The 21,794-nt window shown below is 50.3% G+C and carries 18 protein-coding genes; 15 read left to right on the forward strand and 3 right to left on the reverse strand.

Annotated elements, in window-relative coordinates:
* Window positions 1-20: 20 nt before the first annotated feature.
* From EZI54_RS17020 to EZI54_RS17055, 8 genes are all read left to right on the forward strand, one after another.
* Window positions 21-1,175 (forward strand): glycosyltransferase family 2 protein, encoded by a 1,155-nt coding sequence (locus EZI54_RS17020; protein WP_131483080.1) that lies wholly within the window; start codon window positions 21-23, stop codon window positions 1,173-1,175.
* Entirely contained in the window at window positions 1,175-2,302 is a 1,128-nt protein-coding gene (locus tag EZI54_RS17025; protein ID WP_131483081.1) for a glycosyltransferase, read from the forward strand. The genes EZI54_RS17020 and EZI54_RS17025 overlap by 1 nt, the downstream gene beginning before the upstream one ends.
* Entirely contained in the window at window positions 2,299-3,396 is a 1,098-nt protein-coding gene (locus EZI54_RS17030) for a glycosyltransferase (RefSeq protein ID WP_131483082.1), read from the forward strand. The genes EZI54_RS17025 and EZI54_RS17030 overlap by 4 nt, the downstream gene beginning before the upstream one ends.
* On the forward strand, window positions 3,390-4,730 hold the full coding sequence (locus EZI54_RS17035) for a phenylacetate--CoA ligase family protein (protein ID WP_131483083.1): 1,341 nt from the start codon (window positions 3,390-3,392) through the stop codon (window positions 4,728-4,730). The genes EZI54_RS17030 and EZI54_RS17035 overlap by 7 nt, the downstream gene beginning before the upstream one ends.
* Window positions 4,727-5,620, forward strand: coding sequence for a glycosyltransferase family 2 protein (locus tag EZI54_RS17040; protein ID WP_165495777.1), 894 nt, complete (start codon window positions 4,727-4,729; stop codon window positions 5,618-5,620). The genes EZI54_RS17035 and EZI54_RS17040 overlap by 4 nt, the downstream gene beginning before the upstream one ends.
* Window positions 5,621-5,642: 22 nt before the next feature.
* Complete coding sequence (locus EZI54_RS17045) at window positions 5,643-6,626, forward strand: polysaccharide deacetylase family protein (protein WP_131483085.1); 984 nt, start codon at window positions 5,643-5,645, stop codon at window positions 6,624-6,626.
* A gap of 107 nt (window positions 6,627-6,733) precedes the next feature.
* On the forward strand, window positions 6,734-7,975 hold the full coding sequence (locus EZI54_RS17050; protein ID WP_131483086.1) for a phenylacetate--CoA ligase family protein: 1,242 nt from the start codon (window positions 6,734-6,736) through the stop codon (window positions 7,973-7,975).
* On the forward strand, window positions 7,972-9,081 hold the full coding sequence (locus EZI54_RS17055) for a CapA family protein (protein ID WP_131483087.1): 1,110 nt from the start codon (window positions 7,972-7,974) through the stop codon (window positions 9,079-9,081). The genes EZI54_RS17050 and EZI54_RS17055 overlap by 4 nt, the downstream gene beginning before the upstream one ends.
* Here EZI54_RS17055 and EZI54_RS17060 read toward each other — a convergent pair.
* Both EZI54_RS17060 and EZI54_RS17065 read right to left on the reverse strand, forming a co-directional pair.
* Window positions 9,040-10,281, reverse strand: a complete 1,242-nt coding sequence (locus tag EZI54_RS17060; protein ID WP_131483088.1) for a glycosyltransferase family 4 protein — start codon at window positions 10,279-10,281, stop codon at window positions 9,040-9,042. The genes EZI54_RS17055 and EZI54_RS17060 overlap by 42 nt on opposite strands.
* 138 nt (window positions 10,282-10,419) lie before the next feature.
* The gene (locus EZI54_RS17065; RefSeq protein ID WP_131483089.1) at window positions 10,420-11,454 is read right to left on the reverse strand and encodes a hypothetical protein; all 1,035 of its coding nucleotides are present in this window, start codon (window positions 11,452-11,454) and stop codon (window positions 10,420-10,422) included.
* A gap of 146 nt (window positions 11,455-11,600) precedes the next feature.
* On the opposite strand from EZI54_RS17065, the gene EZI54_RS17070 reads away from it, so the two are divergent.
* The 6 genes from EZI54_RS17070 to EZI54_RS17095 all read left to right on the forward strand — a co-directional run bounded on the left by EZI54_RS17070 (window position 11,601) and on the right by EZI54_RS17095 (window position 19,090).
* The gene (locus tag EZI54_RS17070; protein WP_131483090.1) at window positions 11,601-12,743 is read left to right on the forward strand and encodes a glycosyltransferase family 4 protein; all 1,143 of its coding nucleotides are present in this window, start codon (window positions 11,601-11,603) and stop codon (window positions 12,741-12,743) included.
* Window positions 12,743-14,095, forward strand: coding sequence for an O-antigen ligase family protein (locus EZI54_RS17075; protein WP_131483091.1), 1,353 nt, complete (start codon window positions 12,743-12,745; stop codon window positions 14,093-14,095). The genes EZI54_RS17070 and EZI54_RS17075 overlap by 1 nt, the downstream gene beginning before the upstream one ends.
* A 172-nt stretch (window positions 14,096-14,267) precedes the next feature.
* Entirely contained in the window at window positions 14,268-15,263 is a 996-nt protein-coding gene (locus EZI54_RS17080) for a glycosyltransferase family 2 protein (RefSeq protein WP_165495778.1), read from the forward strand.
* Between the two features lie 11 nt (window positions 15,264-15,274).
* Entirely contained in the window at window positions 15,275-17,077 is a 1,803-nt protein-coding gene (asnB, locus tag EZI54_RS17085; RefSeq protein WP_131483093.1) for an asparagine synthase (glutamine-hydrolyzing), read from the forward strand.
* An 81-nt stretch (window positions 17,078-17,158) separates the two neighbouring features.
* Window positions 17,159-18,118 carry a glycosyltransferase family 2 protein gene (locus EZI54_RS17090; RefSeq protein ID WP_165495779.1) on the forward strand — a complete coding sequence of 320 codons (960 nt, stop codon included), beginning with the start codon at window positions 17,159-17,161 and terminating at the stop codon, window positions 18,116-18,118.
* Between the two features lie 27 nt (window positions 18,119-18,145).
* Window positions 18,146-19,090 (forward strand): glycosyltransferase family 2 protein, encoded by a 945-nt coding sequence (locus EZI54_RS17095; RefSeq protein WP_131483095.1) that lies wholly within the window; start codon window positions 18,146-18,148, stop codon window positions 19,088-19,090.
* Between the two features lie 24 nt (window positions 19,091-19,114).
* Here EZI54_RS17095 and EZI54_RS17100 read toward each other — a convergent pair whose 3' ends face one another.
* On the reverse strand, window positions 19,115-20,641 hold the full coding sequence (locus tag EZI54_RS17100; RefSeq protein ID WP_131483096.1) for a lipopolysaccharide biosynthesis protein: 1,527 nt from the start codon (window positions 20,639-20,641) through the stop codon (window positions 19,115-19,117).
* Window positions 20,642-20,884: 243 nt separating this feature from the next.
* Here EZI54_RS17100 and tssI point away from each other — a divergent pair.
* Window positions 20,885-21,794: type VI secretion system tip protein TssI/VgrG (gene tssI / locus EZI54_RS17105; protein ID WP_131483097.1), on the forward strand; the 910-nt coding region annotated here is incomplete at its 3' end.

The raw sequence follows: 21,794 nt of genomic DNA on the forward strand, positions 1-21,794 counted from the left end.
GGTGTTAACGGGCAACCATTATGCTGATCCTGCTGTTCTGGCTTTCGCTGCTCCTGCTGCTCTACATCTACCTGGGCTACCCGTTGCTGGTCTATTTCTGGGGGCAGCCGCCCCGGACGATCGAACGGGACGACGAGCACCAGCCCCGCGTGTCGATCCTGATTGCCGCCTATAACGAAGCCAGGGACATCGAGGCGACGCTGCGCAACAAGCTGGCCTTGGACTACCCGGCGGACCGTCTCGAGATCCTGGTGGTCTCCGACGAGTCCGAGGACGGCACGGACGATATCGTGCGCTCGGTGGCCGCGGACAGCGCGTCGCCTATCCGTCTGTTTCGCCAGGCGCCCCGCCAGGGCAAGACCGCCGGGCTGAACCGCATTGTGCCGGAAGCGACCGGCGAGATCATCGCGTTTTCCGACGCCAACTCCGAATGGGATCCGGCGGCCTTGCGCAAACTGGTGCGCAACTTCGCTGACCCGCAGGTCGGATACGTCACCGGCAAGATGGTGTACGTCAACGAGGCGGGCCACCTGGTGGGCGACGGATGCAGCGCCTACATGAAATACGAGAACTGGTTGCGCGAAAAGGAAACCCGGCTGGGGTCGATCGTCGGCGTCGACGGCGGCATCGATGCCATGCGCCGCTCGCTCTATCAGCCGCTGCGCCCCGACCAGTTGCCGGACTTTGTGCAGCCGCTGAAAGTGGTGGAGCAGGGGCGCCGTGTGGTCTATGAACCCGAGGCGCTGTTGCGGGAAGAGGCCCTGCAGGACAGCGCCAGCGAGTTCTCCATGCGGGTTCGTGTGACGTTACGGGCCCTGTGGGCACTGCGGGATATGCATGAACTGCTCGACCCCCTGCATTACGGCCGGTTCGCCGTCCAGTTGCTGTCCCACAAGGTGATGCGCTATCTGGCGTTCATCCCGCAGATCATCCTCACGCTCAGCGCCGTGCTGTTGGCGAACCGGGGCGGTATCTACGGGCTCTGCCTGCTGGGCCTGATCGCGATGTACCTGTTTGCCTGGTTGGGGCAGCGGCGAGAGCGTCACGGCCGCAACCTGCCGTTCTACATGGCGGCGCCGTACTACCTCATGCTTCTCAACATGGCCTGTTATCAGGCGACTCGCGCCTTTATCCGGGGCGAGAAGAAAGTGATCTGGAATCCAAGGAAGGGTTAGTGGAAAAAGTACTGCACCTGATCGATAGCGGTGGACTCTATGGTGCCGAGAAGATGTTACTGACCCTGGTTTCCCAGCAGATGGCCATGGGGCTTTCCCCCATGATCCTCAGTGCCGGGGAGCTGGATGCCGGCGACAAGGCCATCGAGGTGGAAGCCCGGCGGCTGGGCCTGCCGGTGCACCCCTGGCGTATGCGGCCGGGGTTCAACCCGTCGGAAGCGCTGCGAATCCTGCGCTGGGCTCAGGCGGAAGGCTACGAGTTGCTGCATTCCCACGGCTACAAGTTCAACGTATTGCTGGGTATGTGGCCGGCCTTTATGCGCCGGTTGCCGATGGTGGCGACCCTGCACGGCTACGTCAAAGCCGCCCGCTATACCAGGGCCTGGCTGTATGAAGCGCTGGACCGGATGATCCTGCGACGCCTGAACCGCATCGTCGTGGTTTCCGAAGCGATGCGTTTCGACATACCGCCGGGTATCGCCCGGTCGTCGGCGCTGACGGTGATCCCGAACGGGCTGGATACCGAGAGCCTGCGGGAGACCGCCAAAACGCCGCTACCGCAGGCGCTCCAGGTATTCATCGACAACCACCACCCGATCCTGCTGGGTGTCGGGCGGCTGTCCCGGGAAAAGGGCTTCGAGCGACTGGTTGGGGCGCTGGCCCTGCTGAAAGCGCGCTTTCCCGGCATCGGGCTGATGCTCGTCGGGGAAGGGCGGGAACGGCAGGCCCTGACCGACCAGATCGTCACCGAGGGGCTACAGCAGCAGGTCATGATGCCGGGTTACTGCGACACCGTGCCGGCCCTGATGGCCGCGGCCGATGTCCTGTGCATGCCGTCGCGGACCGAAGGGTTGCCCATTTCGCTGCTCGAGGCCATGGCCCTGGAGCTGCCCGTCGTCGCCTCCAATGTCGGGGAGATTGGGGCGGTGCTGGGGAACGATTGTGGCGGTTACCTGGTGGACGCGACCGAGAGCGCGTCCCTGGCCAACAGCATTGTTGATTGCCTGACCGATGAGCAGGAGCGGGGCAAGCGGGTGGCGTGGGCACGCTCACGTGTCGAGCGGGACTTTTCAGGCGAGGCGATGTGCCAGCGATACATGACGGTTTACGAGCAGGCGCACCGATGAAAATCAGCATTATCATGGATCAGTACAACCACCCCCACGCCGGCACCGAGAGCCAGGTGCTTAAGCTGGTGCGTGGCCTCCAGGACAAGGGCTGGGACGTCCGCTTTGCCGTGCTGCGGGGGACGGACTATTCGCGCAGCGGCCACTTCCCGGTACCGGTGGAGGAACTGGGCGTGGGCAGCCTCTCCCACCCGGCCAGCTGGTGGTCCGTCTATCGCTATGCGCGCCGGTTGCAGGCCGAGGGTGTTGGCCTGGTACACGTTTTCTTCAACGATGCATCGGTCCTGTGCCCGCCCATGATGCGGCTGGCGGGCATCCAGACCATCATCTCCCGTCGTGATATGGGCTTCTGGTATTCGCCCCTCTACCTGAAAGCCCTCCGCCTCACCGGCCGCTGGGTGTCGGCGGCAATCTGTAACAGCCAGGCCGTGGCGCGGGTAACCGGCGAATCCGAGAACCTGCCGGAGGACAAGCTCCACGTCATCTACAACGGATACCCCGGCATTGGCGAAACGCCCGAACCCTCCTACGCGGTCGCCGGCAGCGTGCGGGTCGGCATCGTGGCTAACCTGCGCCCCATCAAGCGGATTGACGACCTGATCCGGGCCGCGGCCAAGGTCGTTGCCGATGGCGGGGACATTCGCATCAGCGTGGTCGGCGGCGGGGACAGCGCACCCTATGAGGCGCTCGCCCGACAACTGGGCATGGCCGAGCGGGTGGAATTCCACGGCAGCCAGCCGGAACCGGAACATTTCATCCGGGAATTCGACATCGCGGTGCTCTGTTCCGAGTCGGAGGGCTTCTCCAACGCCATCATCGAGTACATGCGCTGCGGCAAGCCGGTGATCTGCACGCGTACCGGCGGTAATCCGGAGATCGTATCCGACGGCGACAACGGCTTCCTGATTGAAGTGGGCGACGTCGAGGCGCTGGCGCGCCATATTGCTACGTTAACCGAACGCCCCGAATTAAGGAGAAAAATGGGTGAAGCAGGGAAGTTGAAAGTCACCCGCCAGTACTCGGTGGACACCATGCTGGCGCACCACGTGGCCCTGTACGAGCAGTTGATGGGCAGGGAGGCCTGGGCATGCTGACACGCCTTTCCCGACACGTGTTCTACCCCCTTTGGGACCTCAAGGATCGCAGTCATCGCCTGGAGGAATGGAGAAACCTGGAGCGCCAGCAGTGGGCGCCGCGCGCCGAACTCGAGTCGCTGCAATGGCTGCGGGCGCAGGAGATGATTCGTTATGCGGCCCGCCATAGCCCGTATTACCGGGGATTGTTTCAGGAGCACGGTATCAAGCCGGACCGTATCCGCACCCTCGATGATCTGCGGACCATTCCCGTCACCACCAAGCAAACCATCCGGAACAACCTGGACCGGTTCATCAGCGACGAGTTTGCGAAAGACGACCTGGTGACGGCCAAGACCGGCGGTTCCACCGGCGTTTCACTGCACCTGTATTTTGATGAAACCTGCCAGGAACGGCGCAATGCGGCCCAACTGCTCGCCGACCGGTGGTCCGGCTGGGACCTGGGGATGAAGAAGGCCGCCGTCTGGGGCAATCCGCCGGTTCCCAGGACCATCAAACAGAAACTGCGCCACCACCTGCTGGATCGCACGATCTACCTCGACACCATGGACCTGAACGACACCTCCATGGGCGAGTTCGTGGCTCTCTGGCGCCGGGAGAAACCGGAAGCCATCTTCGGCCACGCCCATTCGATCTACATCTTTGCCCGTTATGTGGACCGGCAGGGCATCCGTGACCTGCGCCCGCGGGGCATCGTGGCAACGTCGATGATGCTGCTGGACCACGAGCGCGCCCTGATCGAGTCTGCGTTTGGCTGCAAGGTCACCAATCGCTATGGCTGTGAGGAAGTGGGGCTGATCGCCTGCGAGTGCGAACAGCACAATGGCATGCACCTGAACGTTCCCCACGTGCTGGTGGAATGTCTCGACAGCGATGGCCGGCCAGCCGCGCCGGGCCAGCCCGGCAAGCTCGTCCTGACCGACCTGAACAACCAGGGCATGCCCCTGATTCGATACCGCGTGGAGGACGTCGGCGTGTTGTCCGACCGCCAGTGCAACTGCGGGCGAGGCTTGCCTATCCTTGAGCGCCTGGAAGGCCGTGTCGCCGATTTCCTGAAATTGCCCAGTGGCGGGCAGGTCGCCGGTATTTCACTGGTGGAACGGACCCTGACGAAAGTCCCCGGAATTGAGCAGATGCAACTCGTCCAGGAAACCCTGGATACCCTGACCATCAATCGCGTGAAAGGCCAGGATTATGATGACCAGACGGATGCCGCGCTGATTGCCGCGTTGCGTGAAGTCTTCGACGAGAGCGTCACGTTGTCCATCAACGATGTAGAGGCGATCCCGCAGGAAGCCTCGGGCAAATACAGGTTCTCGATATGCAAGGTATGACGTCAACCAACCAGCCCCTGGTCAGCGTGGTGATCGCCACCTACAACATGGGCCACTACCTGCCGGAAGCCGTCAATTCGGTTCTGAGGCAGACCTGGTCCAACCTTGAAATCGTGATCATTGACGACGGCTCCACGGATGACACCGCCCACCAGATAGCGCCGCTGGCGACTGACAAAAGGGTCCATTACATCCGCACCGAGAACAAAGGCCAGCCCCAGGCGAAGAACCGGGGCCTGCATGAGGCGCAAGGTGAATTTATTGCCTTCTGCGACGCCGACGATCTCTGGTCACCCCGCAAGCTTGAGCTGCAAATGCGGGAATTCGAGAACCCCAAGGTAGGGGTGGTCTACAGCGAGGTCTCCTACATCGACCAGGAAGGCGATCATATCGACAAGGCCCAGCCCTACGAACGCCACAGCGGAACGGTAACCGAGCATCTGGTGATCAAGAACTTCGTCCCCTTTGGTACGGCGGTCATCCGGCGGGCCTGCATCGAGAAGAACGGGCCGTTCGACGAGACCCTGCCCATGGGGATCGACTGGGATCTGTGGCTGCGCTATTCCGTCGACTGGGAATTCCGCTACGTCAGCGACGTCACCTACATCTACCGGATCTGGCCCGGCCAGATGTCCAAGAACTACCGGGGCCGCTACGACAACGCGTTTCGCATCCTGGAGAAGTTCCTGACGGCGAACCCGAACGCTGTACCGGACGAGCTGGCGTCCCGGGCGTGGGCGGATATGTACATCAGCCGCGGCATGTCCATCGCCGCTGCCGAACGATCGTTTATTGAACCGTTCTGCGATGTCTGCCGGGGCATCCTGCGGGACAGCTCCTACTGGCAGGGCTGGCGGTCACTCGCCAAGCTGATCCTGCGCAGGGTGTAGTCGGGGCGGGGAGAGACAGGGAATGACACTCAACCAATTTATCTACAAAGCCACCCGCCCATTGGGCGGCCTGCAGCTCGCCCGCATACTGGCGCGCCACCATCCCCGTATCCTGATGTACCACCGGCTTTCGGCGACAGACGAGCCGGGCAAGATCCACGTGGACCAGTTTCGAAAGCAAATGCGGTTGATCAAGCGCCACTTCCACCCGATGAACCTGACAGAGCTGTTGGAGGCGCATGAGCAGGGGAACGTCCCCAATCATGCGGTTGTGGTGACGTTCGATGATGGTTATGCGGACTTTGCCGAATACGCCTTCCCGATCATGCAGGAGGAGGGGATACCGTCCACGTTGTTTATTACGACGGGCTTCGTGAATGGTGACCTGTGGTTGTGGCCGGATCAGTTGCGGTATGTCATCGACAATACCGTAAGCAACAAAGAGGTGTTTATTGAAGGTTTGAACCAGAAAATCAACTTCCATACTGATAGAGAGAAGGCGTGGAATGTGGTCGCCGATCATTGCCTGACAATTCCCAACGAGCAGAAGGAATCCTTGATTTCCGATCTGTATGACAGGCTTGATGTGGTGCGACCAGAGAGTTCACCTAGCCAGTACCGAGGGTTGGAATGGCCTCAACTCAGAAAGATGGTGAATAAGGGGTTGGATATCGGAAGTCATTCGTACAGTCACCCTATATTAACCAGACTGAGAAGCGATGCGCTTATATCTGAACTGACAAGCTCTCGTGAACTGATTCGCGAAAAGCTTGGTGTCGACACCCAGGTGTTTTGCTACCCAAACGGCCAGCCGTTCGACTTCAATTCGGATGTGAAATCAGCCATTAGGGCAGCAGGTTACAGTGTCGCAGTGGCCGCCTACCCAAGCCGTCATCCACTGTCTGATATCTGGGCTATCAATCGCTACCCCGCAAACAAGCTGTGGGAGCTTTTTGAAAAAAATGTCTACGGCATGACTTATCTGAATAGCCGTGCGCTTACCTAAACGGATAGCCTCAGGAACTCATAAAAGTGAGACGGCCATTCAACACAAGTACGAGGGAAGGGGTGTTTAGAGGGATTCGATTTTATCTAACCCGGGCTTTTTACCGATTGCTGGGCATCAACCTGGACCAGCGCTGCAAAGAGATTCAGGAATTATGGGATGCGGGTGAAGAGAAGCGGAATCAGCATTTAAATGATCTTCTCCAAGAGCGGCAGCCATTGGATGCCCGGGGGAATCGGGTAGATTCATTGAAGGCCCTCCATAACGCTCCGGTTATGAGCAAATCTGTGCTCAGAGAGCGGTCCTTAGCTAAAGCGGAGAAATATTCGCGCCATACGGCGGGAACCACCGGTGAACCAACGTATGTCAAACTCAATACCAGTGAACTCTCGCGAATGCTGGGCGTTCGGGAGTACTGCTTCAAATCGCACGGTTTGAAGCTAGGGATGAGGGAAGCAAGACTTTGGGGGCGATCTGCCGGAGGAGTCAAGGGCCGCATTCGCGATTTCTTGCTCAACCGGCGTGTTTTTCACCCTGTGGGGCCCTCTGCGGAGAAAGAAGTAATCGAAATGCTTTCGTGGAAACCTGATTACATATACGGCTACTCTTCCTTAATTCTTGAGGCCGCGCAAATGATTGAGCGCAGAAAACTTGAACCTCTGGATATTAAAGGCGTCATTTGCACGGCAGAGAATATTCTTCCCAGTCAAAAGAGGCTCGTGAGTAAAGTCTTTAACTGCCCAGTCATGGAGGAGTATGGGGCTACAGAGTTCGACGTCATAGCCTTTGACTGTCCAGTTGGACATCGGCACCTCGTTAACCCATGGTTGGTTGTCGAATCAATTGATCATGAATTGGTCATATCCGACGTTTCCAGAAAGTCCCAGGCCTTGGTCCGCTACCGAATAGGCGATATAGCGGATGTGACATGTTCCAGCTGTCTCCATTTCGGCTCAAACATTCTCTTAGAGAATCTTGAGGGGCGCGCGTTTAATCGATTCGCCTACGGCAACGATAAAACCCGATTTCATGCCGTTGAATTCTCACGAGTGATGGATGCTTATATGCAAGAATATGGAGAAACCCTTTCATTTTCTTTCGTTCAAAGAAAACCCGGTTTCGTTACCGTGACGACTAGCCCGGAAGCCGGAAACTCATCAGATCTCTGCCGGTTCGTCGAAACGCAAATCTACAAAAGGTGCAAGACGTCTATTAGGGTTGAGTGGTCGGGGCAAAATAATGGTTCAGGCCTAGCGTTCAGGGCCGGTAAATCAAGCTACTTCGTACAAACGATGGACCATCGCAACGTGAGTGAATCTGATAGCATCAATTTTGGAGATGAAGTATGAAAGACACCAAAGCTCCAACCTTGAGGATATCGGCTGTCGGAGATTTATCGCTGGGCGATCACCCTGTTTGCGTTGGTCACGGTATGCGCTCTGCTTTTGAAAAGCATGGCAATGAGATTCTAGCGGCCGCTGAACCCTATTTCCGTCAATCAGACGTTACGATTGCTAACTTGGAAACGGTTACGACGGATCGCGGTTTCAACAGATTCTGGCTTCCATCCTTTGAAATGCGTGGGAATCCGCGGCACCTACGCTATATCAAGGATGCTGGCATCGATGTAGTAGGGGTTGCGAATAACCATGCCATGCAACATGGCCGGGAAGCATTCGAAGATATGACATCATCGCTAGTACGCCACGGACTCTCAGTAATTGGCCTAGACCGACCTGATGGTCGTACGGCGTATCACACATATGAACATGAGAGCGGTGAAATAACATATATCGTTGCTCTTTCTATGCGCCCGGAAGAATGGACTCATGATCCTGTCAACTATAGCTTGCGGGAAGATTTTTCAGAGTTGTTGTCGGAAATTCAGGATTTACGCAGAGAATGCGATGGGTTTCTGATCTGTTCTTTGCACTGGGGGCTAGAGTTTATCAACTTCCCATCCGGGCAACAGGTCGAGTTTGGTCATGCACTCATTGATGCTGGAGTTGATGTGGTTCTGGGGCATCATCCCCACGTGCTGCAACCAGTAGAGAGGTATGGGCATGGTCTTATTTTCTATTCACTGGGAAATTTTGCATTTGATCTCTGGGGCGATGAAACAAAGCTGACCGGCATTGCTTGCGTGAATCTATGTAAGGGGGGCCAGCCTGAGTTTGAATTTATTCCTATGGTAATCGGAGACAACCTTTCGCTTGAGTTGGCAAACAGCGACGATGCAAACGAGATCCACCGATTACTTTCTTGGGAGCGTTATAAAAATCTAGATAATCGTCCCGAAGGTGAACCTGAATACGAAGCCTTGTACAAATCAGAAAGAATGAAATTTAGATATTCGAGCTATCGCTATTTTTTAAAGAACTTTTATAAATACCCGCTTCATCTATTTTTACAATCATTGGCTCGCACTGCTCTCCGACGTCTGACTGGTACCTGATGCTGATATATCTGCTTCAAGCGCCTCAAATACGGACAGCAGTACGTTTTTGTCCTTTTCCCAGTTATATCTTTCCAAAACTGCATTTTGACCGTTTGTACCTAATTTTTTTCGGAATGCCGGGTCGCGAAGTTTTTCCAGGTTTTTTGCTATAGTGAAATCCGGTTTGTTATCATCGCAGATCAGGCCACAATTCGTTGACTCAATAATCCGGCAAATAGGAATAACTGGTGTAGTCAACACAGGTAAGCCTGCGAGCATATAGTCAAAAATTTTGTTAGGAATAGTGTGGTTCCAATGTCCACAAACACGGTAAGTTAAAGCTCCTACATTCGCGTTGGCTAAAAGTTCATCAACTCTGTCTTGGGCGAGCCAACCATGTACAGTAATGCATTCGTCGAGATTTAGATCATGTATGAGCTTTATCAGCGAATCCCTTTCTGCTCCTTTTCCTATAAGGTCTACTTGTATTTCGGACTTATCATACCCTAGATTAAGAAACTCATTTACACCTTGAATAAGTAGATCCAATCCCCTAAGTCGTGTCAAAAAACCAACGTAGACAATATGTAGTTTGCTGCCCTTATGGATGTGTGTTTTTCCAAGATACTTGTTGATTGGTGGTGTATTGCTCACTATTGAGATCTTGTTTTCATCAAGTTTTTTCTTGAGTAGCCTGTCTCTGGATTCTTCAATCATAACGAGAATATGGTCCGCGTCCGGTAAGGTCGCGTTCTCGTAACGTTGTGCAAGATAAGGGCTCTTTAAAATTCTCTGGAAAATGCTTTTATTTGAGAATTGTTGAGAAGAGGCGTACATTTCAGGATAAACCTCCGCCATGTCGAGAATTACATTACCGCTCCTGAGCTTTGCACATAGCAATCCCGCCTTAAGTAGGGGGAGATCCCTTATTAAAAAAACTGCTTGGCTTGAACCTTTAGATTGTTTTAACAAAGTGTTAAGCCAAAAGAAGTTGAACCAGACGGGCATGAAAATCAGCTTTAATATACGAGTGGGAAGCCATTTAATCTGAGGAAGTCGCTTAATGTTGATGTTACCTTGGGTGTCAGACTCGGCTAACTTATTATGATTATTAGCGATGACTGTAACTGCGTGGCCTGCTTCGGATAGCGCAAGTGCAAGCTTTTCAACCCGCACGTCCCATGGGTAATCTTCCTTGTAAACTAAAAATACTTTCAACGCCGGAGTCCTTCCTTAGAAAATCAAAAACAGTGCGCGAATTTTTACATCCGCGCACAATTACTAATTTTGGGTAGAGTTAACTAAGTCAATAAAAGCCTGACTAATGTAAGTATAATAGCTGTTAGGTGAACGTATTCACTCTACTGTCAGCGATTTTGGTCTGCCTGGACATTTAGCGCAAACAGGAAAGCCCGTTTGATTCGCATTACCATTCCGATCAATAACATATAAGTAAAGCCCTCCAAGCGAATCGAACGCAAAAAGATTCATGTCAGCTGTTATAGAGTTATTACTCCAGTCTGTCACGTTCAAAACTTCCCTATGGCTAGTAGGGTCATATTTAGAGGAGTCTGAAAGCTCAACTCTGGCTTGAGAGAGTGAGACGTAGATGTCTGTCATGCGGAAGGAGAGGTTGCTGTAGTTGTCGCCTATGCTGGGATCAAACCCAATTAGACCTATATTCAGTCCTTCGGACGTGCTGGCTTTCTGGAATGTTGAGATATCATGTACACGATTGCCATTCAACCAAGTTTCTATCAAATTTTGATCGGCATCTACAAAAACTTCCATATGATTCCAGGCATTTGGCGTTGGCAGGGTGTTGCCCCAGTCTGGAGAAGATCCATTTATATCATTAAAGGTCATGTGCATCTGTGTCCACGATATTCGCGTGCCATTACCATCTGATTGATCCCAAATACGAACGAATTTGTTTGAACCGCCGTTATCGATAGAGTCACTTGGTTTGAACCACCAAGATAGGTAGAGTGAACGATTAGACTTGTTATCTAGAGCTCTCGGCCATCCGAGATAGGAGCGTTTTTTTCCATGATAGACGGCATTCGCTCTCTCGGATCGAAGGTCTCCTGATCTCAGGACTGTGATTTTTTCGCCATAATCCTCAGGGTTATGTGTCCATGGACCGCTATCTTCCGGGACCACCGAACCGTCACTTAAATTCGCGATTACTGGCTGATTATCTAACCGATCGTACAGGACGGGAACTGCTTGGGCATCGGTAAAGCCGGAGCCGCTGATTTTTATCTCACCGCCTTCTTGAAAATCCCCTTCGACGGAGCTCACCGACGGATCAGCAAGCACGCCCGCAGAGGCAGCAATCAACAACGTGAATACTGAGTTCACCCTTAACGAATGCAATTGCAGAGACATCGTACACCTCGGTAATATGCTGCTGTGGGCTTCAACTCCAAAAATGCAGTAAGAAAATTCTCTCACTGACGTTTTAAAAGTTTACACCAAGTTGAGGCATGGATTAGGAACAATTTAGCATAAACATTAAAGGGAAGTTCTTGGTGATGAATAGAGATGGAAGCCATCTGGGGTTCCCTATTAGGGTGTTGCTCGTAGTTCGCTGGCCGGTTGGAGGAATTAGAACTTTCCTTCGCTACGTATTGAATTCACTGCCAAATGAGCGTTTCGAATTTACCGTCATCGGAGTAGACACCGATGGGATGAAAGCTTTAAGAAGCGAGCTTGCTCATCGCTTGAAGGACTCTAGGGCCGTCGCGGCTGATGGCAAAGAGGAGAGGTCTCTTCTTTCAGAAGTTGTTAGCTGTTTGAAAGCAAAGGAGTTTGACGTAATTCATGCACATGGCTTCACATCTGCTACCGTAGCAGTGCTTCCCAGCTTGATTTTTCGTGTACCTCTTCTTTGCACGTCGCATGACGTAATTAATGAGAATCAGTTCTTAACTTTCAACGGTTGGATCAAAAAAAGGGTTTTATATCTAAGCCTTAAGATGTCCAGGCTTGTCCACTCCGTCTCTAATGATGCTGAAAAAAATTTGCTGGATTTTTTTCCAGAGTTCCCACGAAATCGAAGTGTTGTGATTCCTAATGGTATCGATACTAATCATTTTTTTAATGCTCAAGCGCATGACGTACACGCTCTAATAGGGGTCGATCCTTCGACTCCTATTATCGGCTTTTTTGGGCGATTTATGGGGCAGAAGGGCTTTAGGGATCTCATTTCTGCAGCTGAAAGAATAAGAAATGAAAAGCTGTTGCCGAATTTTCAGGTGGCTTGCTTCGGTTCAGGAGCTTTTATTAGGGAAGAAAAAGCTGACATTGAGCGCCGTGGGCTATCGTCTTTTTTTTCTTTTATTCCCTTTACTCCTGATGTGTCAGGCATGATGAAAGGATGCAATGTTATAGCGATGCCTTCTTATTGGGAGGCTTGCCCGCTTCAGCCAATGGAAGCCTTGAGTGCAGGGGTACCTTTCGTGGGCACGAACTGTCTCGGATTGAGAGAAGTACTCCACGATACACCAGCCTATGTAGTCGAAGTGGGGAGTCCTCACGACTTGGCAAACGCAATCGTGCGAGCCATCGAAGAAGGAAATGCTTCGTTCGTAAATTACGCACCTTATGCCGCTAAGCGATTCGATATAAATAAAACAATTTCTCAAATAGCAGCATTATATGAGAGCGTTGTCTGATGAATGAGTCCGCGGTTATAAATAATAATCTTATTAAGGATAAAGATACTGTTCTCGCATATAGGCTGTACTTGCTATATCTCATAAGCTTTTTTTTACACTTGCCTTCAAGAATTAGCTTTCTTGGCATTATTAGATTTGATTTCATTTTGGTTGGCCTGATTACCTTTTTTATTTTTAGTTCTAAAACGACAAAAGGCTCTAGATTAGATTCGGCCTCTCGATACATTCTCGCTATTTTTATATATTCGGTAATAACTTTGCCCATCGTGGAGTGGCCTGGATCGGTTATTAATAATGGTATGGTTCTCTTCATAAAAGGTGCTATATTTTATTTTTTTACAGTTAATTTAATAACAAATGAGGGTCGACTAAAAAAGCTGATTTTTGTCTTTATAGTATGCAATTTATTCAGAGTTATTGAGCCTCTAGTTTTACATATAACAACAGGCTATTGGGGGTCGAGGACATACTTGGGGCAAGGCGATTTTGCAGCCAGATTGTCAGGTGCCCCATCCGATATTATTAACCCCAATGGTCTAGCGTTCGTTATCGCTACGATTACTCCCTTTTTGCATTATGTTGTTGCTTCAATCAGTAAAAAGGCATTTTTTATCTACCTATTATTGGTTCCTGTTCTTCTTTACGCAATGCTATTAACGCTGTCAAGATCGGGAATCCTCGCACTCGGAATAATTGCTTTGGGTATATGGATTAAGAGTAAGCATAAGTTTTCGCTCATCGTGATTGGGCTGGCCGGGCTGTTAGTAATATTTCTGAACATGACGGATGTTGAAAAAGATCGCTATCTTTCTATTGTGAGTGAAGACGCCCGCCAGTCGGCTTCAGCGGACGGGCGAATCGACGCATGGTGGAATGACTTCGGCGTAGCCATGCATCGCCCGATTATAGGTCACGGTCTGGGTACCTCTAGAGAAGCTAACTGGAATGTTGCTGGTAAGGACCAAATTTCACACATACTTTGGGCAGAGATATGGCAGGAAATAGGTCTAATAGGGCTTGTGCTATTTATACTTTATTTGCGAGAAATGATTAGGAATTTTCGAAAAGCTGGAAAGTTAATTCGACAGAATTTAAGAAAAGATGATTTTCTTTTTCGTGCATGTGAAGCAATGCAGGTCTGGCTATTGATGAATTTGCTATTCAGCCTGGCTAGTTATGGGCTTAAAAGTTATGAATGGTATTTTTTCGGCGGCCTGTCGGTGGCCTTGCTAAACATGGTTACTAAGAAAATTGAGTCTTCTGAAGACGCCGTTAGTGACCGAAAAAAGAAAGCAGGCCATTCATCAAATTATCCATTAGCGAGCAGGTTGAAAGAATATCATCGTTGAGGCCTTGAGTTGATAAAAAAATCAGAATCAGGAAGTAATAGTAAGGGAAAGTCAGTATTTTAAATCTTATAGCTAGATATCTATGTCAAAATATCGATGAAATTGATCTTTATATTGATAGATTATTAGAAGACTAAATGCTTGATTGTAAAATTAGCAAGTGGAGGAGCGGTTGAAAAGGGTCTCAGTTATTATCCCGGCCTATAATGCGGCTTCAAAAATTGATGAAACAATTGCTTCTGTCCTTGACAATATTTCTGCTGAGGACGAGCTTTTGATTATCGATGATTGCTCCAGTGACGAAACTCAAGGCGTGGTAGAAAAATGGTTAGGTTCGCAAGTCAGGTACCATTGTTTGCAAAAAAATAGCGGCGGTCCAGCGACACCACGTAATGTGGGAATAAATCTTGCCGAAGGCGAATTTATTTCAATATTTGATTCCGACGACTTAATGTACGCTGGTAAGTTGGATATAGCCGTTAATGTGCTGTCGAGCCAGCCAGATCTCGGGCTGGTATTTTCAGACTTCCACGTCATTGATGAAGATTCTGTTGTAGTAGAAGAATATTTCCTTTCAAAATATGATTTCATAAAAAAAATTAAAAGTAACATTCAAAAAAATCATTGTGTTATTCGGTGCCCTCAGGGATTGCAGCAATTAGCGAAAGCAAATTTCATTGGCACGTCAGGTGTGATGATTAGAAAATCAGTATTAGATGAATGCGGTACCTTTGACGATGAATTATTAAACGGGGACGATTACGACCTCTGGCTTCGTATATCTCGTCGCTACTCAATAGCTTTTATCGATCGTCCGCTTCATGGTTACAGAGTTGGTCATCAGAGTATTTCAAAAGCAGGGGCCGTTCGCCTTGGACCATCAAAGATACGGGTATTAAAAAAACAGTTACGTGATCCTATCAATAACGAGTTCAGTTTGGATATAAAGCGTTGGATATCAAAAAATTATGCTTTGATGGCGCGCGAATTTTTATATGATGGGGCGAAAAAACTTAGTATTAAAAACTCACTTACCTCAATAAAATATTTTCCAAACTACGAAGCATTTAAGATCTTAGCTATGACCATTGCAGGTATCAATCTAGTGAATGCTTTAAAGATAGTGAGAGATAGAGCTAAAAACTTCATGAAAAAGACATCGGTTTAGGGTTAGAAATAATGTGTGGTATCTCAGGGATATGGCATCGCAGCAACCGAAATTATAGGCGACACTTGAGAAAAATGAATGAGACTTTGTCTCATCGCGGACCCGACGGAGCGGGTGAGTATGAAACAGAAGGCCTTTGTCTTGGTCATACTAGGCTGAGTATTGTTGACCTTGAAGGCGGCAAGCAGCCTATGACTTCCAAGGATAATTCATGTGCTGTTACTTTTAATGGCGAGATTTACGGATTCGAGCGGATAAAAAAAGAGCAAAACTACGAATTTAGAACTCACTCTGATACAGAGCTATTGTTGGCTTTATATGAAAATCAAGACGTCAAAATGCTTGAGCGACTGCCTGGCATGTTTTCATTTTCGATATGGGATGCCAAGCGTAAAAGATTGTTTTGTGCAAGAGATAGATTTGGAGAGAAGCCGTTTTACTATGCGTGGGGGGCTAACGGCGAATTTATATTTAGCTCTGAGATTAAAGCGATACTCGCAACCGGCTTGGTCGACGGAATAGTTGATGAATCAGCGGTATCTCATTTTCTTAAGAAACTTTACATCCATCCTCATTCCTCCGTTTATAAAAATATAAAAGTGCTGAAGCCGGGCCATTATTTGCTGGTCGATGAGAGTGGTGTTCAGGAAGTACGTTATTGGGAGTTTTCAGAGAGGGATAATAGAGTCAGTATCAGCGAGGCCGTGGAAGAGGTCCAAATGCGGTTACGACGAGCTGTACGTGACCAGCTAGTTGCGGATGTCCCTGTTGGTGCATTTCTAAGTGGCGGTTTGGATTCAAGTTCAATAGTTTCTGCAGCATCTAGTGAATGTAAAGAGTTGATGACGCTCTCCTATCGTTTCAAGGGTGAGTATGATGAGGGAGATTATGCAAAATCAGTAGCTGCGAAGTTTGGCACGAAACACATTGAAATGTTTGAGGGCGAACTTAGCGTTACTGAAGCGTTAGAAAAAATGGCGTATATATATGATGAGCCATTTGCTGACTCTTCAAACATCCCAACTTTCCAGATATGCGAAGAGGCAAGAAAGTACTGTAAAGTGGTACTTACCGGTGATGGCGCCGATGAGCTTTTTGGTGGATATTCTTGGAAATATCGCCCATTTTATTTTCAATCTGAAATTCAAGATAGCAAGTCGTCTGCGCTGGTAGCGGGTATGCTGATAAATAAGGTGCTTGGAAAGTTTACAAAAATAGGTGGTTTTTCCGATAAAGCGATTGCATATAAGCAAAAGTTCTCCGGAAAATCGGTTAGGCAAGCAATGGCGGAGCTGTACTTTATGTTCTCCGACGCCGAATTGAATATGCTTGGGTTAAGGAGTCCTGATGTTTTAGGCGGCGCTAGGCTTAGCAGTCTCAATGATGTCCTTAAAGAAGATATGTCCGATTATATGGCCGGTGACATTCTTACAAAAACGGACAGGTCTTCTATGGCAAATGGACTGGAGTTGCGATCACCGTTTCTCGATCCTGCTTTAGTTGAGTACGTCATGTCTCTTTCTGGAAATTTCAAGGTTGATCGGAAATCGGATAAGATTCTCTTGCGGGAAGCTTATGGCAACCAATTACCTAGAAAGGTAAGAAATAGGCCAAAGCAGGGATTCGGCTCTCCTGTAGCAGCGTGGCTTTCAGCGCCACAGATGATTGATACATTAAATTATTATTTTTCGCCGGAGCGAAGATATTCAAAATTTCTCGATAGCACGGCGGTTGCTCGATATAAATTTCAGAAGGATATGCGCACTTGGGCATTGTTGGTTTTTTCAATATGGTGTGAAACTTGGGAGGTATAAAGGCCCGCGACGCATTGTTGATCAAAATTTTTTTCATTGCAGATCTATAAGTTTTTATAGATTAACAGCCAGGAAATAGCGGTGAAGCTTTCCATTATTATTCCGATCTACAATTCTGCTCATACGATCGTAGAAACAATTGATTCTGTAATGCCGGTCGTTGGTGCTAGGTGTGAGGTATTAATTATTGATGACGGCTCGACCGATAATATCTCTGCGGTATTGGCCCCCTATATTCAGGAGTCGAATATTCGGTTGATCCGTCAAAAGAATTCGGGTGGACCAGCTTCTCCGAGAAATCGTGGGGTTAGAGAGTCATCTGGCGAATACGTGATGTTTCTCGACGCAGATGATGTAATTATTGCGGGGGAAATTCCGCCAGCGCTTGCTCTTCTGGACAAGCACCAGGACGTCTCGATGATTTGTAGCAACTTTGATGTGACGGACGGTGCACTTAATACTCGGATTGGAGCAAATATCGATCGCTATACCACGCTCCAGGCAGTGCTTAGCGAGCCAGTTGAGGAAGATGCGTGGAAAATACCTGGCGATACGGCTGTTAATGTCCTTTTACAGGCTAATTTTGTTGGTACATCGAGTGTAATTGCCCGAAGAGCGTGTCTTGTAGAGGTAGGCTCATTCGATGAAACTTTGCGAAACCTTGATGATCGGGACATGTGGATTCGCCTGGCATTCGTCGGTCCTATTCTTTATCGAAGTCGCGTTTTCTATAAGTATCGGGACTCCGTTGGAAGTATCTCAAAGCAACGTGAGTTAGAGCAATTTTACGAGAGAGTACTTGTCGCTAAGAAGGTAATTCGCAAGACTAATTCGTCTAAAACAAAAAAAGTTGCGCGCCAATGGCTGGCAAAAAATTTGCTGAAAATCGGCTATATTTTATTTCATGAGCGAGAGAAGTCGCTTCCGGCTTTTTGGGCATTTGGAGCATCATTTTGGACCAAACCCAACTTAGCGGCGTTTAAAGGGGTTCTGAAGTCGTTGTTACCTAGGTGTGTATATCGATTGTTGGCACGCACGTGATTGTGTTTGGAAATTTGGGGGCTTGTCATGGATGTGGATCGGCCTTTGGTCAGCGTTTGCATTGCAGCGTTTAATGCTGGGCCTTATTTGCGAGATGCCGTCTCCAGCGTTCAGCGACAACGCATCGCTGATATCGAAGTGATTATTGTGAATGATGGCTCTACCGACGACACCTTGAGTGTGGCTAGAAGTTTAGAGGAATCCGATCACAGAATTGTGGTCATCGATCAGCCAAATAGAGGATCATGCGTGGCTCGCAATGCGGCTTTCGATAGAGCTCGAGGCCGCTATATCTGTACGCTGGATGCAGACGATATATGGGCTGAAGGGAAGTTGATAGAACAGCTTGAAATTCTTAAAGAAAATCCGAAGTCGGTGGTCATCGGAGGTGTTAAGCGTTTTAGCGATGTCGATGGTGAGTGGGTTTGGGGCGACGAAACAATGCCTTTTCCTGTGACCGCGAGACGATCATACCTGAAACATCTACTATCCATGCCTGATGTGGAAAAAGTTCTGCTTAATACACTCTGTGCGCCCACTGAATTCATTAAAAGTGATAACTGGGATCCGGTTTTTAGGACCGGGCACGATTGGGAAGTGTGGATCAGGCTGGCAAGTAAATATTCCTTCATTCACGTTGCGAAGGTCTATCAGTATTATCGCAAGCATCCAGTCAGCACGACCAAGCGTAACCGCGTTCGTATGGTGGGAGACTGCCAACTAATGGTGATTGAACGCCACGGGCCGAACATCTGCGACTCCCGTATTGAGTTGAACCAAGTGATCGCTCGATGTGCAATGCATTTTGCAGCTACGTCACTCTACCTCGGGTGCCGTAGGGACGCACTCCATTTTATATGGCGTGCGCTTTTGGCGGGAGGCGCCCCTTTGGCGTCCCGGCAGTTTTACGGGTTATTGCTCAGATCATTGGTTAGTCTCATGCAAAAGCGACGCTCACAACAGCTGGGTTGACTCAAGGAAATCTGGATCCGTTTCTCAGGTTCCGCTTCGTTCTACTCGTCGGAGGCCCTCCCAAAGTAGTTGTTTTTCACGAGCATTCAGGACAAGTGTCCAGAGCGTTGTAGTGTAAAGCAGGCAAAAAACACCAATTTCTATAAATACCTTAGCCACGCTCGTCCTCCAGTCGATATTACCTGCTACAAAATACCAACCGAAGGCGAGACCAGCGATTGGCAAGATGGGTCTCATGACGGTGCCATATAGTAGGGACATGGGAAGGTGGCTGTGTCGAGCCACGTAGCTCGGCAATAGGACTGTTCGAGTGATGCCAAAGGGCAGCGCTATGGCCAGGGAGGCGGCTAGAAGAGGATTCCCGATAAAGGTCATGAATAGCGGAATAAGTATCAGTGACGAGACGGTTTCGGATATAGCGACCATTGCCTGATAACGGTTCTTCGCCATGGCAAATAGAACATTACCAAAGGGATTGGTTACGAAGACTGTCAAACGGCCCGTCAGCAGGATAACCAGGACGATGTATGCGTCGTCCGTGTTGAATTTGGGGCCCATCCAGACGCGAATGACATCGTGGCCGAATAAAATAGCTCCCGAAAGCATTAGTCCGGCGACGATGGTATTCAAACGTAGAAACATAATAACTTTCTGTTTCAATCCCTCGTCGTCCTCTCTTGCTACGGCTTCAGTGTAAATTGGCAAAGTGAATCCAAATGCTTTATGGAGCAACTGATTGCCATAATCTACTAGTCGAACACCGACATAATAAATAGTCAAAATGGCTGGAGAGGTTAATGCGGCAACCAGCCAGACGTCACCCCTTTCTTTCAGCAATCGTGAAAGGTCCATTAAAAATGTCCAGGCACTAAAACCGAATATTTCTTTTACGGTAGTTTTGTCAACACTTCTTAGGTTTACGCCGATTTCGGGCTCTAGATACTTTGCGATATACCTAAAAACAAAGTTGGTCAGAAATGATGATGTGAACTGAACTAGTGCAACGGCAATCAACTGATAGCCTGAAAAGAGCAGGTATGCTGCCACCAATGTACTAGTTATCTTAAAGAATATGCGGGAATAGGAGAGCAAGTCCTGACGCAAATGATAGCCGGCTATACCCTCGTAGCTCTTAAACGGGAACTCGACTGCCACATTGAGTCCAACGATCAGGATCAATATTTGCACCAGCTGCTCATTATTAGGGTTGTTGACAATCAACGAAGAGGCTAATGCTATGCCGATACTCGTCAGCACAATGAGCACTGATAGTGAAGAGTATATAGTAAAGGCCGTAGAGACTATCTTTGTGGCACGCTCGCGATCGTTCTGAGAAAGAGCGTACGAAACAAATCGGGTTACACTGGCGGCCAAACCGATGTCAAAGAGGTATAACGAGCTAATGATGCTGCCGATAACAATCCAGATGCCATATAGGTCCTCCCCCAGAATCCTGATCATGAGTGGCATCATAATCAGTCCGGTGACCATGGCTACAACGGTCTCTAACGTCCGTGCAAATGAACTGGCCACAAATCGCTTCGCACGCATGTACTGCTTTCCCTGTCAGGTGCCTGAAAGAAGGGCAGTATAGCGCACTCGCGTGTTTATGCGTGGTGCCCAAGCGGTGGACTGTAATGCGAGTAACCGGCCATGACAAAAGAGCTGCTCCTGACCAGCCCCTTTTAGGTTGGGTGGTGGGTCTGGACTTTCCGGCTGACCCTATTATATGGTCGGCGGAACGCCATAGTCGTTTCGCCCAGGATGGGCGTCGTGTTTTTCAAGGAAGAGATCATGTCCCTACCTACCGGCCTGCAGTTCACGGCCCGCCTTGGGTCGTTGCCCGAAGATACCTTTGTCGTTGCCGCCTTCGAGTTGAAAGAGGCACTATCCCAACCGTTTAAGCTGACCCTCAAGCTGGCCAGCGCCTTTGCGGATATTGCCGCCAGCGATGTGCTGGACAACGGCGTGGAGCTGGTGGTCTGGCAGGACGGCCAGGCCCTGCGCAACGTCCAGGGGATCGTCACCGCCTTCAGCCGGGGCGACAGCGGCCACCGTCGCACCCGTTACGAAGTGGAGGTGCGACCCGCCCTGTGGCGCCTGGACCTGATGCACAACAGCCGCATCTTCCAGCAACAGACCCCGGATGTGATTCTCGGCACCCTGCTGGACGAGCGCGGGCTGGTGGACAAGACCTTTGATCTCAAGCGCCCGCCCCAGGAACGGGAATACTGCGTCCAGCACCGGGAGACGGATCTCGCATTCCTGTCCCGGATTGCCGCCGAGGAAGGCTGGCACTACCGGTTCGACCCGACCACCGCCGGTCAGCCGATCGTGATCGCCGACCATCACCGGGATGCGCCACAACTGCCCGAGGTAGGCTACAACGCCACGTCCGGCGGTTCCCACAAGACCCCCTGCGTCTACCAGTTCAGCTACACCGAGACCGTCTCCGTCGCCGGCGTGGCCCTGAAGGACTACACCTTCAGGAACCCCGCCTACGCCCTGATGCACCAGGCCCATGCGGCGGACCTGGACAGCCAGCGCAGCGACTACGAACACTACGACTACCCGGGGCGGTTCAAGGGCGATGCCTCCGGCCAGCCCTACACCGAAGCCCGGCTGGACAGCCTGCGCAAGGACGCCAGCCTCGGAAGTGGCGAGAGCAACCGCCCGGACTTCAGCGCCGGGGCCAAGGTCACCC

Origin of the sequence: Marinobacter halodurans, from assembly GCF_004327985.1 — a bacterium.
In the GTDB taxonomy this organism is placed as follows: Bacteria; Pseudomonadota; Gammaproteobacteria; order Pseudomonadales; family Oleiphilaceae; genus Marinobacter_A; species Marinobacter_A halodurans.

Excerpts from the sequence above, each read along its gene's own strand:
- EZI54_RS17020 (WP_131483080.1), top strand. The coding sequence starts at position 21 with ATGCTGATCCTGCTGTTCTGGCTTTCGCTGCTCCTGCTGCTCTACATC.
- EZI54_RS17030 (WP_131483082.1), top strand. The coding sequence starts at position 2,299 with ATGAAAATCAGCATTATCATGGATCAGTACAACCACCCCCACGCCGGC.
- EZI54_RS17035 (WP_131483083.1), top strand. The coding sequence starts at position 3,390 with ATGCTGACACGCCTTTCCCGACACGTGTTCTACCCCCTTTGGGACCTC.
- EZI54_RS17040 (WP_165495777.1), top strand. The coding sequence starts at position 4,727 with ATGACGTCAACCAACCAGCCCCTGGTCAGCGTGGTGATCGCCACCTAC.
- EZI54_RS17045 (WP_131483085.1), top strand. The coding sequence starts at position 5,643 with ATGACACTCAACCAATTTATCTACAAAGCCACCCGCCCATTGGGCGGC.
- EZI54_RS17055 (WP_131483087.1), top strand. The coding sequence starts at position 7,972 with ATGAAAGACACCAAAGCTCCAACCTTGAGGATATCGGCTGTCGGAGAT.
- EZI54_RS17065 (WP_131483089.1), bottom strand. The coding sequence starts at position 11,454 with ATGTCTCTGCAATTGCATTCGTTAAGGGTGAACTCAGTATTCACGTTG.
- EZI54_RS17070 (WP_131483090.1), top strand. The coding sequence starts at position 11,601 with ATGAATAGAGATGGAAGCCATCTGGGGTTCCCTATTAGGGTGTTGCTC.
- EZI54_RS17075 (WP_131483091.1), top strand. The coding sequence starts at position 12,743 with ATGAATGAGTCCGCGGTTATAAATAATAATCTTATTAAGGATAAAGAT.
- asnB (WP_131483093.1), top strand. The coding sequence starts at position 15,275 with ATGTGTGGTATCTCAGGGATATGGCATCGCAGCAACCGAAATTATAGG.
- EZI54_RS17095 (WP_131483095.1), top strand. The coding sequence starts at position 18,146 with ATGGATGTGGATCGGCCTTTGGTCAGCGTTTGCATTGCAGCGTTTAAT.
- EZI54_RS17100 (WP_131483096.1), bottom strand. The coding sequence starts at position 20,641 with ATGCGTGCGAAGCGATTTGTGGCCAGTTCATTTGCACGGACGTTAGAG.